A 12223-nucleotide genomic window follows, 5' to 3' on the forward strand; every position below is an offset into this window, starting at 1 on the left:
GGATAAATTAGGTTGAATTTCAAAGAAAAGAATAGTTTCTTCAGTAGCAGCTGCAACCTTCCAGCTTTTGGAACGTCATAGGTATAAGCGCGGAAGAGATCTATAGATATAACGGCCTTTCGCGGCAGCATTCTGAATATTCAGAAGCGGAATAAATACACTTTTGGAGGAATGAGCATGCGAAAAAGGGGTCTGCAGTACTTGTTATGTTTATTGGCGGTTTCACTGGTTCTGGCAGGCTGCGGGAGCAGCGGTAATAACGATAGTGCCGCAAATACTTCATCCAATGCGTTAATGAGCGACCAGGGTGCGAACTCGGATGGATCTGCCGAGGCTCCGGCAGCAGAGAGCGCAAACAAAAACTCCCTGGCCAATGAGGTTGCAGCTGCCGACACCGCAGCAGCTCCGGTTGAGCAGGGGGGCGGAGGCGCCAGCCCGGCTGTACCGGTTATGGGTTCGGGGCAGGGGGCAGAAGGGCCTGCCGGCTTCGCAGCAGCTGATGTTGCGGCAGGACTGAACAAGAAGCTGATCTACCGGGCCAACCTCAATATGGAGGTAACTGATTACGGGGCAGCACAGACAGAAGTGAGGAATATGATTACCCTGGCAGGGGGATATATTATAGAATTTTCTGAGAATGTATCTGAATATGAACAGGGCGGAACCTTTGTCCTCAAAGTACCGGCAGCTGGTTTCTCTTCGTTTCTGAACAATCTGGAGAAGGTCAAGCATGAGCAGCTGCAGCGCAGCATCCAGGGTCAGGATGTCTCGGAAGAATATGTAGATCTGGAATCCAGGCTCAAAGCCAAACAGCTGATGGAGACCCAATATATTGAATTTATGAAAAAAGCCACTAAATCAGCTGATCTAGTAGCCTTTGCCAACCAGCTGGGCGAAATTCAGGAGCAAATTGAACAAATTAAGGGCAGAATGCGGTATATTGACCAGAACGTCTCCTTCTCGACCGTAGAGCTTCGCCTTTACCAGACAGAGAAGCCTGTTACCGCTACACAGACTAAAGAGCAGGGGCCGCTGGGCGAACGGGCATCCGAAGCGCTGAAGGGCAGTATGAATGCTCTGTCAGCAATGTTCCAGTGGCTGGTAGTCTTTCTAGCAGCTGCGCTTCCGATACTGGTTGTTGCCGCAGTCATTGTGGCGGTCGTCATCTGGCTCCGGAGAGTCTTCAGACGGCAGGATCAGGATCATATTGAGCGGATCCGCCAGGGCAATGCATTAACACGGGCGATCCATAACGCCAAAGAAGAAGCACCTGCAGCACCACCTGCAGCACCAGTAACGGATGAGGCGGAAAGCGATAATAAACCTAAATAAAAAGCCTTCAAACGTTAAACAGCCTCCAGTCCCGGATAATCCGGAAGTGGAGGCTGTTTGCAGTTATGGACTGTAAAAGGTATTGTCCGCTAGTTAAGCATGCTGGAACAGAACACGGTACTCACCGTAGCCTTCCTTCTCCAGATCCTCTTTCGGAACAAACCGCAGAGCCGCTGAATTGATGCAGTAGCGCAGCCCGTTTGCACCGGGACCGTCGTTAAAGACATGGCCGAGATGGGAATCGGCTGTTTTGCTGCGTACCTCGGTGCGGATCATCAGATGGCTGAGGTCACTTTTCTCCTTAACCGCATAATCGCGGATCGGCCGCGTGAAGCTCGGCCAGCCGCAGCCGGAGTCATATTTGTCCTCGGAGCTGAAGAGCGGTTCGCCGGATACAATATCAACATACAGCCCATCGCCGTGATGATCCCAGAATTCGTTGCGGAAGGGTGATTCAGTGGCATTGTTCTGGGTTACCTCATATTGCAGCGGGGTCAGGCGTTCCTTCAGGCTCTTCGGGTCTTCCTTGTGGGTCCAGTGGGCTTCGATAAAAGCCTCCCGTCCCGACCCTTTACGGTAACGTTTGTAATGGCCCGGATTCTTATGATGGTAGCCCTGGTGATATTCTTCGGCCCGGTAGAACGGCTTAGCCGGAAGAATCGGGGTAACAATCGGTGCGGAGAAACGTCCGCTGGCCTGCAGGGCCGCCTTGGAGGCCTCCGCCTGCTGCCGCTGCTCCTCAGTATAGGTAAAGATTGCCGTACCATAAGAGGTACCGCGGTCATGGAATTGTCCGCCGGCGTCCGTAGGATCAATCTGCTGCCAGAACAGCTCAAGGAGCTTGCTATATGGGAAAATATCCGGATTATACGTAATCTGCACAGCTTCTACATGCCCCGTAGTTTCCGAGCACACTTCCTCATAGGTCGGATTTATGGTATGTCCGCCGGTATACCCGGAGATGATCTGGGTAATGCCGGGAAGCTCTTCAAACGGGGATACCATACACCAGAAGCATCCTCCGGCAAATATTGCCTGTTCAGTCTTGAAGCCTTGCGAATCAGCTTGAACTTCACTCATCAATATCCCTCCATTCTTGGAATGCAATTAAATAGATCACAATTTAATTATAAAACAAATAGCAGTTCCCTGCCAGCTTCCGGTAGATTGTCCTCAGTTCAGCGGCGCAGCGAAGGGCGCGGACGCAGGGAATAGCCGGCGACTGCCAGGATCACGGCGTAGAGGATAATTGCTATGGCCGCACTGCGCGGATGCTCGAACAGCTGGCCGCCGAGAAAGGCGTACAGGGCAATCCCGGGAATTTTGCCGATCGCCGAGGCAGCAAGATAACTCCAGAAAGGCAATCCGGCAGCACCCGCGTAAATATTCACAGCCATTTGGGGAATGACCGGAGCCAGCCGGGCCAGAATTACTGAAGCAAACGGCCGCCGCTGCACAGCTGCGGTGAATTTATCCAGCACGGTAATGGATTTCAGATAGGATATGGATCTGTCACGGTACAAATATTTAACAAAACCGTATACAAGGGCTGCCGCCAGATTGGTGGCGAACCAGCAAATTATAGCTCCGGCCAAACTTCCGTAGGCATACCCGAACAGGCTTATAATCAGCTTGTAGGGCAGCACCGGGAATAACGCCAGCACTGTAGCAGCGAGAAGGGACAGCAGCAGGTAATGATCGGCCTTAAGCCAGGCCAGAATATCATACCTGTAGATAAACGCGGGAATAATGCACGAAACATACACAATTACAGTTAACCATTTTCTCATTCTACTATGCCCTTTCTTGACTCCATACATTTCATCATACTGAAAAAAAACTGATTAATGAAGCAAAGATCATTGTCGCCGGGCCGTGTCAAGGTATAATACATCTATAAGGGCTAGAATTTCATCAATATTTAAGGGAGAAACCTCAATGAATATATCTGTTCGCAAAAGAGTGGCAATCATCGGCATCGGCGATATTGCCCGTAAAGTCTATTTGCCGCTGCTCTCCCGTCATGACCAGGCAGAAATTGCCGGAGTGCTCAGCCATTCACCGGTAACGGTACAGAAGGCGGTTCAGGCTTACCGTCTTCCGAAGGGGACTACAGATCTAGATGAGCTGTTATCCTGGAACCTTGATGCTGTATTCGTGCATAGTCCAACACCTTCACATTATGAAATAGTGACCCGTTGCCTTGAGCACGGGGTGTCTGTATATGTGGACAAGCCATTGTCCTATAATCTGGAGGAATCCCGGCAGATGACAGAGCTGGCAGAGCGTAAAGGTCTGCTGCTCGGGGTCGGCTTCAACCGCCGCTATGCTCCTATGTACGTAGCGGCCAAGTCCTGGCTGCATAAGGCGGGAGGCATCAGCCATTGCAGCGCGGTCAAGCACCGGACGAAGCAGCAGGCAGGGAGCAGCCATGAAACAGTGCATGATGATCTGATTCATATGCTGGATCTGCTGCTGTGGTTGTGCGGGGAGAATTACGAGCTGCTGCACAGCAGCCTGAAAGCGGATGCTGAAGGCAGACTATTGCAATCCTCCGGACTGCTGGACTGGAACGGTGGTACAAGCGGGATTTACAGTATGGTCCGGGATGCCGGTGCCGATCTGGAGAAGCTTGAGCTGCACGGAAACGGCCGGTCGGTAGAGGTTGCGGATATGGAGCGGGCAACGCTGTATGAGCAGGGTTCTCTGCCGCGCACACAGAATTTCGGCAGCTGGGACACGGTACTGGAGCGCAGAGGTTTCGCAGGGGCCGTTAATCATTTTTTGAGCAATATCGGGACACCGGAGAAGTGCGGTATTGCCGCTTCAGCGGTTCTGGCCAGCCATGTGCTGGCAGCGAAGCTAAGCCGGTAACAGCATGACAGCAGAGAGGGGATCAACATGGAAGACTACGATAAATCAATGGAAGAAAGAATCATCGAGAGCTACAAGCGGGATGAGGAAATGATGATTCTGGTGTTCGCCCAGTGGTGTGTTAACAACCGGCTGGACCCGCAGGCATTATACATGCAGGCCTATCCGCAGCAGGAGGACAATCTGGCGCTCCGCAACGCGCTTGCGCTGACGGTATCCGAGGAAGAGGCCGGATTCATCTCTGATGATACAGTGCTTGGCGTGCTGTCCCTATACAGCAACGATGATCTGGCGTACGTGGTAACAGAAGCTATCGGGCAGCGGAAGCAGGCGGAGGACACAAGGGATTGACAACAGCGATATAATAGTTATGGCTAATGAACTTTTTTTGTGTAAATGATGTTCATTCTGGATTAAATGTGGTAAAATTATATATACTAACTAATCGTAAGTTTCATAAGTGAGAGGTGACAATAATGGGAGAACATCAGCTGACAATGTGCCCGCGGTTTGAAACGGCCTTTTCTTTTCTGGGCAAACGCTGGAACGGTCTAATCATTCAGACTTTGATGAGCGGTCCTAAGCGCTTCAAGGATATATCCGGACTGATTCCGTCAATGAGCGATAAGATGCTGTCTGAACGTATGAAGGATCTGGAATGTGAAGGCATTCTGGTACGTCACGTGTACCCGGAGACCCCGGTGCGCATCGAATACGAGCTGACCGAGAAAGGCCGTGCGCTGGAGCCGGTTATGCAGCAGATTCAGACCTGGGCCGAAAGCTGGGTCGAGTAACAGCGTTTCATGTGTAATGCCAGCCCCTTGCCGGTCTCCGGTTAAGGGGTTTTTTCAAGAAAGCAGCCAGTCACGTAACCGTTGTACAAGTGACTAGCTAAACGTTACGGACAGGGGAGACGTTAAGCCTGCGGAAAGGCAGCAGAGTGCAGGACCTTAAGGACACCAGCGCCGTTATTTCACCCGAAAAGCGGAGTTAGCCCATGAAAAGCGGCGGACAAGGGCCGTGGAGTCCGTTAAGACTGCCTAAAAGGCCTATTTCGAGCGCATAAGGGCTGTGGTGTCCATAAGGGGCAGAATTGGATTGATTTGACTTGCTTGGCGGGTAATGTACGCGGGCATACTAATATCCTAATTCAACATTTGGCTTTCCAGTTCAAGCTGTATAGTAAGAAAGTATAGAATAGAGTGAAACGGCAGGTGCGGGGCTTTAAACCCTCATACGCGTTGTAATCCGGATCATTTTATTTTGCAATCTGCTAAATAAAACTTGCACTGTGTCCAAACCTGTGTAATATAATAGAACAAAATCATACTCAGAATGTGTGGAAGTTCTAACAAAAGTAGGAAGAGCCTAAGCATCCGATAAATAGTTGAGCGGATAGTATGCTTACGAAGCAAGTTTTGCCGTAGTGGACTCGTAGGAGGCTATGCTAACAAAACTAAGCATATGCTTCCGGTGTAAGTTTTGTACGAAGCAGATTCGTAGGAGGCTATGCTAACAAAACTTTTAGGAGGCGATAATCATGACCATCACCTTGTTTTCCCGGGAAATTACCTATGGAAAAAAAGATGTCGCCGAGCTGGAGAACGCTTCAATCAGAGTGCAGCTGATGTATGACCGGGTGCTCCACATGCTGCACAGCTATCTTCCCGGTTCCCTGTGGAATAGCTGGATCGGTGTACCCTATGAGATTATTTCCTCCCTGTACAAAGGGGATAATGACAGCGGCAGCGTGTTCCAGAAATGGATTCAAAGCCCGTCCGGCTGGAAATGCATCGGCTGTGAACGGCATTGTCTGGAGCCTGCGGAGGCCGGCGGCGGAGAATCGTCTGCACCGCAGCGCCGGTTCACCTTCCATAACGGGAGCAGCCAGAGCATGGTCCTGCAGGCCGTAATCTGGTCGATGTATGAGAATACCCTGCTGTTTCAGCCCTACCTGGGTGATGAGGCTTTTCTGGACGCTGAGGATTTAGAACTGATTTCTGCGTATTTTGTACCCACCTATTTGACGCCCGCCCCGCTGCTTGAAATCAATAAACCCTCCAAAGCTTATAAGGACAAAAATATGCAAATCTATCAGGAATGGATCTCCGCACCGGATCTGGTGCTGCAATGGAACGGCGGACTGACTGAAGGCAGATGGATGACCGGGGTCTACGTGGACCATTCAAGGTTTGCGGGTCTCGGGCCTTATCTGAAGGATGCGCAAGGGAAGCGGACCTATATGCGGGCGACTGTCCAATAAATACTGCCATAACAAAAACTTGAAAGGTGTGTGAGCCCTTCAAGTTTTTTTGTTATGCCAGTTATCTAAATGGTCCAATGGACATGGCTGATGCCAACCAGGTACCATTCATCTTTATAGAATTCAAATATAAGCCTCAGGCTGGAAAACAGCATACCGGTGATATCATTTGATTCTGAGCCGCTGAAGTAATATTCAGAAAAAATGGCATCAGGGTAAACCTCCCTAAGATTATTAGTCGAACTGCTGGAGGCAATGAACTGATTATAGGCGATTTTCTCCGCATTGGCATAATCACGGTCATATACAAACTGGTTCAGGTATTCTTTTAAAGTAAGCTTCATTGGGAAGCCGGTACCGTCGTATGCCCCCCATTCAAATACCGTATCCTTCTGAATCAGAGGTGCCAGCTGTTCTCCCTTGAAGATCAAATCAGCGGTTGGCAGAATTGTAGCATCCGGAGAGAAACGGACTCCCTTAACCGGATGAACCAGAGTCCCGAGTGTCTTCATATCTGAATCTTTAAGTGCTTTGATTACCAGCTGCGACCTTGGGGCAATGATCTTTTCTGCTTCAGCCGGACTGAACTGTGCACCTGAAGACCGGTTCGCGGTAACAATTGTATTCACCGGAATTACCGCCCGGTCAAGTGCTGAAGCATAACTTTCATTCACCCACCCCAGGACTCCAAGACCAGCCAGCAGAGCAATGGCCGTTTTTTTAAGCATTTACTTCGGGCTCCCTCCTTCAAGTTATCACTGTATCTTTGCCCCTCCCGTACTTATTCTATACACTATTTTCTGATTAGAGCAGGGTGATAGCTGCATCTCCTGCCCTATGGAGAAAACCAGTCTGTCCTGTGGTTGTGACCTGCACAAAGTCAAAAACAGCAAGTGCACCCGGACCGGAGATGTCACCAGCAGGACTGGGAATATACCAGCGGTGGACAATGACAGGGGTACCCTTTGTCAACAGCGTAGAGCCAGCATCAAAAGCAGGCGAGCTGTACAGCTCAGTATCTGTAGTGGTGAGATGAATCCGTTTTGTCCAGAGAGGGATTAAATCCATCCGCATAAGGCTGAGTCTGGCACTATCCGCCACATTTGCATCCGGGTCATTCCGTAAGGTCTGTTCCAGGGCTGACCTCACGCCAGCACCTGTTCCAATTCTCCCCAGGCTCTTAACCGCAGAATCACGGATGGTGCTGCAGGAATGGTTCAGCAATTGCGTTAAGTAAGGTACAGCCGTTTGACCCATAGCCTCCCACAGGAATTCCTCCCGGTATAGGGCTTCACCCCAAATGGAGTTAATGGAGTCGCAATCCTCTGGTCTGATATTCCAGCTGTTATAGAGCGCCACAGGATCTACTTGATAGGTACTGACTAACAGCTCGGCTCCGGCAGTGATGAGGTCGGGATTAGTGATTTGATTTGCTTGTATTAAGGTGTGGGGGGTAGTGGAGAATTGCTGAGACAGACACCAGAGCGAGTCACCCGGCATGACTACATAATAGGGGGAACCGCCGGCTTTGGGCAGCGGGGTGTTAGGATCGGGAATGATAAGGGGAATACCGGTGACAATGTAATCGGGATTACAGATAACATTCGCTGCCAGAATGGCGGGCACAGTGGTTTGGAAGCGCTTGGCGATTGCCGATAAATGATCCCCGTGTTGCACAATATACAGCATGAATACAGCCCTCTTTCATAAAAAAATGCGGGCATTAAAAGCATTATCCGCCCAGGCTACAGTCTATGCGTTCCTTTGCAGGATGGGCACATGCAAATTAATTCATGAAAATTGCTATAATTTTGAATATGCCCAATATACATGAGAGGTCAAGAATATTTTGGTGGAGGGATGAACATGTCTTCTGCATCAACGCTTGTATATAGGATGTCAAATGCTGAGAATCTTAGTGCTATTGCTGTAAAGTTTAATGTGAATATTGATGAGCTTGCCCGGAGTAACGCGCTTCCGGCTAATTATTCTCCAGAAGAGAGTCCGGTTATGCTCACCATTCCCGGCCTGAGCCTTGAGATTCCCGGTGTCTACTATAATGTGAATTCCAATGAACATCTGTACAGCATAGGTTTTCGTTTCTTGGCTTCCCCGAACCTGATTGCAGGGATTAATCCGTCTATTCTTAACGCGAACCGGGTTTATATCGGCCAGAAGCTCCGGGTTCCAGCTTTCATTCATACTGCCGGCATTAACGATACATTAACGGACATTGCTAATCTCCGGGGCATCCCCTTTACCTATCTGGCCCGGATTAATGAGGATAGACCCGGCTTTACCTACGAACAATTGCCTGAAGGCTTCGATGTGTTGATTCCGCTCCCCTCCTCCAAAGGGACACTTATCACCCAGCCTGTTCCGGGTACGCGAATCGGGGATGATGTTAGTTTAACGCGGATTCAAGGTGTGGCCTCAGAATTTGAAGGCAACTTTCTGTACCGTGTGCTTGACGAAGATAACCATGTGCTGATGGAAGGGGCCGGAACGGCACCCTGGACAGGAAATACAACTTTTGGCGCATTCGATTTTCCGCTTGATCTCACCTCGCCTCCAACTACTCCAAGAGGTAAAATACTCATCTTTGCCTATAACGAAAGCAGCGGCAGCTTAATCGATCTGGCAGAAACGCGGATATACTTTTAGCGATATTGGGTATTTGGAGCAAATCCTCTAAATCGAAGGAGGCTTGTGTATGGCCTGGACCAGCGGCTTAACAGGGCGTATCCTAGAACAAGGTACTCCAGGTTATGAAGAAGCCCGGCGCAATTATAATTCCCGGTTCTCTAAGTTTCCTAAGCTTATCGTGTATTGCCTGGAGCCTGCCGATGCTGCAAATGCGGTCAGCTGGGCCAAAAAACAAAGGATGGATTTCCGGGTACGCTGTGGAGGACATAGTTACGAGGCATACTCAAATATTGACGGGGGACTTGTCATAGATGTGAGTGAGCTGACACATCTGAAAGTGGATAAAGCTGCAGGTACAGCGCGGGTTGGAGCAGGGTTTCGTCTAAAAATGCTCTATGAAGCTTTATGGAAGTTCGGCTTTACGCTGCCCGGAGGCTCCTGCCCGTCAGTAGGGGTTGCCGGGTTAACGCTTGGAGGCGGATACGGCTTTTTATCAAGGGCATTCGGCATGCTCTGTGATGCAGTTCAGGAAATCGAACTTGTTGATGCCAATGGCGTGCTGATTCGTGCGAATGAAACGCTAAGAAGTGATTTATTCTGGGCATGCTGCGGCGGAAGCGGCGGGAACTTCGGCATTGTGACCACTTTTACCTTTCGTTTGTATCCCATCGGTGATGTTGCCCAGTTCAGTGCATCCTGGGATCATACTGAACTGGAGAAAGTGATCCGTTTCTGGCAGGACTGGGCTCCCCATGCAGATTCCCGTCTGACTTCCGGTCTTGAGCTTCCCGCCAAAGGTCTCGGTGATGTAACAGCCAAAGGGATATTTACCGGACTGGAAAAGGATTTGCGGAAAACCGTGCGGCCGCTCCAGGAGGCTGTTCCGCCCAAGCAGCTGACTTTCCGGTCATCCACCTGGATTGAAGCCATCCGCAAGCTCGGCGGTAATGAGATCAGGCAGGCCAGGTTCAAGAACAGTTCGGCCTACATCTATAAACCTTTTACAGAGCATGCGCTTCAAATATTATCTGATAACCTGCAGGCTGCCCCTGGTAACGGCAACCTTGCCAGTCTTGTTGCCTACAGAGGTGCAATCAGTGAAGTATCTCCGGAGGCTACAGCCTTTCCCCACCGCGAAGCCCTGTTTGTGATTCAGTATCAGTCTTATTGGCGGAGCAGTGATGATGCCTCAGCCCGTATCGGGTGGATTGAGCATTTCAGGGAATCCATGCTGCCCTTTACCCAAGGAGCATACTCCAATTACTGCGACAGCCTGATTTCTGACTGGCCGGTTTTATATTTCGGCAGTAATCTGGCCAGGCTTAAACGTGTTAAACAAGCGTATGATCCTGACAATCTCTTCCGGTACGAACAAAGTATCCCCCTGCCGTAGGCTTACAACCGGAAGATTTTGATCCGTTCATTAAAATTAAATATATTTAGTGCGTACAATCACTAATCCGGCCTGCAGCCAGTGTTAAGGTGTAAAGGTGATCAAGAGCAACAACCTATACCAACAACACGAGGGAGGGGCCATCATGGCGTCCAATCAATTAAACGATATAACTGTTCAACCGGGATTTTCCTCTGAAACCATGGTTAGAGACATCGTTCTGCAGTTCCCGAAAGCTGCGGATTATTTCAAAGGACAACGCATTGATTTCTGCTGCGGAGGCGCGAAGCCGCTCACTGAAGCAGCTGCCGAGAAGGGGCTGGATGCAGACGTAATGATCCAGGAACTGAATAAGCTGCGGGAAGAGCATCCGGTGCTTGAAGAAGATACAGCCTGGAACGAGGCTTCTTCCGAAGATCTGGTACATTATATCGTAAACAAGCATCACCGCTACCTGCGTGAGGAGCTTCCTTTAATCAGCCAGAACGTAACCAAAGTATTCCGCGTACATGGTGAAGATTCCCCGCATTTAGGTGAAATGCACCGTCTGTTCAACCTGCTGCGTGAGGATCTGCTTCAGCATACCGCTAAGGAAGAGGAAACCGAATTCCCGAAAATGCTGGCTTATACACAGAATCCGAGCGAAGAAGGACTTGCTGAGCTCCGCGGACTGCTGGCTAATCTGGAAGCAGAGCATGACGGTGCCGGTGAGATTCTGCGTGAGCTGCGCAGAGTAACCAATGACTACACACCGCCAGCACATGCCTGCACAACTTACCGTTTGACCTATGCCCGGCTTGAAGAGCTGGAAGGTATGACCTTCGAGCATGTGCATCTGGAGAACAATATCCTGTTTCTGCGTTACCAATAAGCTGTTATGGTTGCAAAAGCTCCTACGGGGGCTTTTTTGTCATTCACATAGTGCAGAAATAATTTGAGAACAGCCCTCTGATGCGTTATCCTTAAAGAGTCATGGATACTACAGAAGAAGGCGGTGCCGTGGAATGTCCACCCACTCGATATGGCGCTTGCTGCTGGGCTTGATCGTTGTTATGACATTAGGCGGCTGCAGCTCGGCTCTGGGATCAGGAAATGCCGGCAGCGGTGCCGGAAATGCAAATAATCAGATTACATTGTCTGTCCTGGTCGGCGAGCTTAATCTGGCCGGTACCGCCGGAAGACTGCTTACCGAAGCGTATACGGACGGCAATACAATGATAGATTTGTTACGCAAGAGCGGGGTAGCCGCATTTGCTGCAGATGGCTATAGCATTACGGAGGTTAACCGGATAACGCTAAGTTCCGGGCTGATGTGGGAGATCCAGGTGAACGGCAAAAAGCTCACAGACTGGAACAGTAAAGTGGAACGCGGTTCAGCTATTGCCTTGACAGTAAAAGCTGCGGATGCCGGGGCTCAGCTCCAGCCAATAATTATTACGGTGAACGGAGGGAGCGAGCAGCCGGAGCTGACACATTCACATGTACTCCCTTATACCGAAGAACTGACGGTGAGAGGACTCATGAAGAAGAGCGGGATGATCACCCTGGCCGAAGATAACAAAACGATCCTAACCGTTATGGATTATGCGCGGCTGAGCAATGAAGAATGGAAGCTGAAGGTGAACGACAAGGGCCTGCTTGGCAATGGCATGGATATGAAGCTCAGGCCGCAGGATAAGCTGGAAATCGCATTGATTCTGAAATAGTGCTGAGTC

13 protein-coding genes are annotated in these 12223 nt (G+C 50.1%); 9 read left to right on the top strand and 4 right to left on the bottom strand.

Features of this window, described 5'->3' with window-relative positions; genetic code table 11:
* Positions 1 to 177: 177 nt before the first annotated feature.
* The gene (locus LOS79_RS03150; protein WP_315416217.1) at positions 178 to 1332 is read left to right on the top strand and encodes a DUF4349 domain-containing protein; all 1155 of its coding nucleotides are present in this window, start codon (positions 178 to 180) and stop codon (positions 1330 to 1332) included.
* Positions 1333 to 1425: 93 nt separating this feature from the next.
* On the opposite strand, the gene msrA is transcribed toward LOS79_RS03150, so the two are convergent.
* Together msrA and LOS79_RS03160 are read right to left on the bottom strand one after the other, a co-directional pair.
* Positions 1426 to 2412: a peptide-methionine (S)-S-oxide reductase MsrA gene (gene msrA / locus LOS79_RS03155; RefSeq protein WP_315416219.1), complete on the bottom strand. Its 987-nt coding sequence runs from the start codon at positions 2410 to 2412 to the stop codon at positions 1426 to 1428.
* Between the two features lie 98 nt (positions 2413 to 2510).
* Positions 2511 to 3122 (bottom strand): TVP38/TMEM64 family protein, encoded by a 612-nt coding sequence (locus tag LOS79_RS03160; RefSeq protein ID WP_315416221.1) that lies wholly within the window; start codon positions 3120 to 3122, stop codon positions 2511 to 2513.
* A gap of 148 nt (positions 3123 to 3270) precedes the next feature.
* Here LOS79_RS03160 and LOS79_RS03165 point away from each other — a divergent pair, with 148 nt between their 5' ends.
* The 4 genes from LOS79_RS03165 (at position 3271) to LOS79_RS03180 (ending at position 6469) form a co-directional block, all read left to right on the top strand.
* Positions 3271 to 4206 carry a Gfo/Idh/MocA family protein gene (locus LOS79_RS03165; protein ID WP_315416222.1) on the top strand — a complete coding sequence of 312 codons (936 nt, stop codon included), beginning with the start codon at positions 3271 to 3273 and terminating at the stop codon, positions 4204 to 4206.
* 27 nt (positions 4207 to 4233) lie between these two features.
* On the top strand, positions 4234 to 4557 hold the full coding sequence (locus LOS79_RS03170; protein ID WP_315416223.1) for a hypothetical protein: 324 nt from the start codon (positions 4234 to 4236) through the stop codon (positions 4555 to 4557).
* 125 nt (positions 4558 to 4682) lie between these two features.
* The gene (locus tag LOS79_RS03175; RefSeq protein WP_315416224.1) at positions 4683 to 5000 is read left to right on the top strand and encodes a winged helix-turn-helix transcriptional regulator; all 318 of its coding nucleotides are present in this window, start codon (positions 4683 to 4685) and stop codon (positions 4998 to 5000) included.
* 746 nt (positions 5001 to 5746) lie between these two features.
* A complete protein-coding gene (locus LOS79_RS03180) occupies positions 5747 to 6469 on the top strand; it encodes a hypothetical protein (protein ID WP_315416226.1) in 723 nt (240 codons plus the stop codon).
* Positions 6470 to 6534: 65 nt separating this feature from the next.
* Here the strand turns inward: LOS79_RS03180 and LOS79_RS03185 are convergent, their stop codons facing one another.
* Together LOS79_RS03185 and LOS79_RS03190 are read right to left on the bottom strand one after the other, a co-directional pair.
* Positions 6535 to 7197, bottom strand: coding sequence for a hypothetical protein (locus LOS79_RS03185; protein WP_315416228.1), 663 nt, complete (start codon positions 7195 to 7197; stop codon positions 6535 to 6537).
* A gap of 76 nt (positions 7198 to 7273) precedes the next feature.
* A complete protein-coding gene (locus tag LOS79_RS03190; protein ID WP_315416230.1) occupies positions 7274 to 8158 on the bottom strand; it encodes a LysM peptidoglycan-binding domain-containing protein in 885 nt (294 codons plus the stop codon).
* A 207-nt stretch (positions 8159 to 8365) separates the two neighbouring features.
* Between LOS79_RS03190 and LOS79_RS03195 the strand changes: the two genes are divergently transcribed.
* The 4 genes from LOS79_RS03195 to LOS79_RS03210 all read left to right on the top strand — a co-directional run bounded on the left by LOS79_RS03195 (position 8366) and on the right by LOS79_RS03210 (position 12214).
* Complete coding sequence (locus LOS79_RS03195) at positions 8366 to 9133, top strand: Gmad2 immunoglobulin-like domain-containing protein (RefSeq protein ID WP_315416232.1); 768 nt, start codon at positions 8366 to 8368, stop codon at positions 9131 to 9133.
* 49 nt (positions 9134 to 9182) lie between these two features.
* The gene (locus LOS79_RS03200; protein WP_315416234.1) at positions 9183 to 10508 is read left to right on the top strand and encodes an FAD-binding oxidoreductase; all 1326 of its coding nucleotides are present in this window, start codon (positions 9183 to 9185) and stop codon (positions 10506 to 10508) included.
* 145 nt (positions 10509 to 10653) lie between these two features.
* A complete protein-coding gene (ric, locus tag LOS79_RS03205; RefSeq protein WP_315416236.1) occupies positions 10654 to 11379 on the top strand; it encodes an iron-sulfur cluster repair di-iron protein in 726 nt (241 codons plus the stop codon).
* Positions 11380 to 11512: 133 nt separating this feature from the next.
* The gene (locus tag LOS79_RS03210) at positions 11513 to 12214 is read left to right on the top strand and encodes a hypothetical protein (RefSeq protein WP_315416238.1); all 702 of its coding nucleotides are present in this window, start codon (positions 11513 to 11515) and stop codon (positions 12212 to 12214) included.
* The last annotated feature ends 9 nt before the right edge of the window (positions 12215 to 12223 follow it).

Origin of the sequence: Paenibacillus sp. MMS20-IR301 (assembly GCF_032302195.1) — a bacterium.
Taxonomy (GTDB): Bacteria; Bacillota; Bacilli; order Paenibacillales; family Paenibacillaceae; genus Paenibacillus_AQ.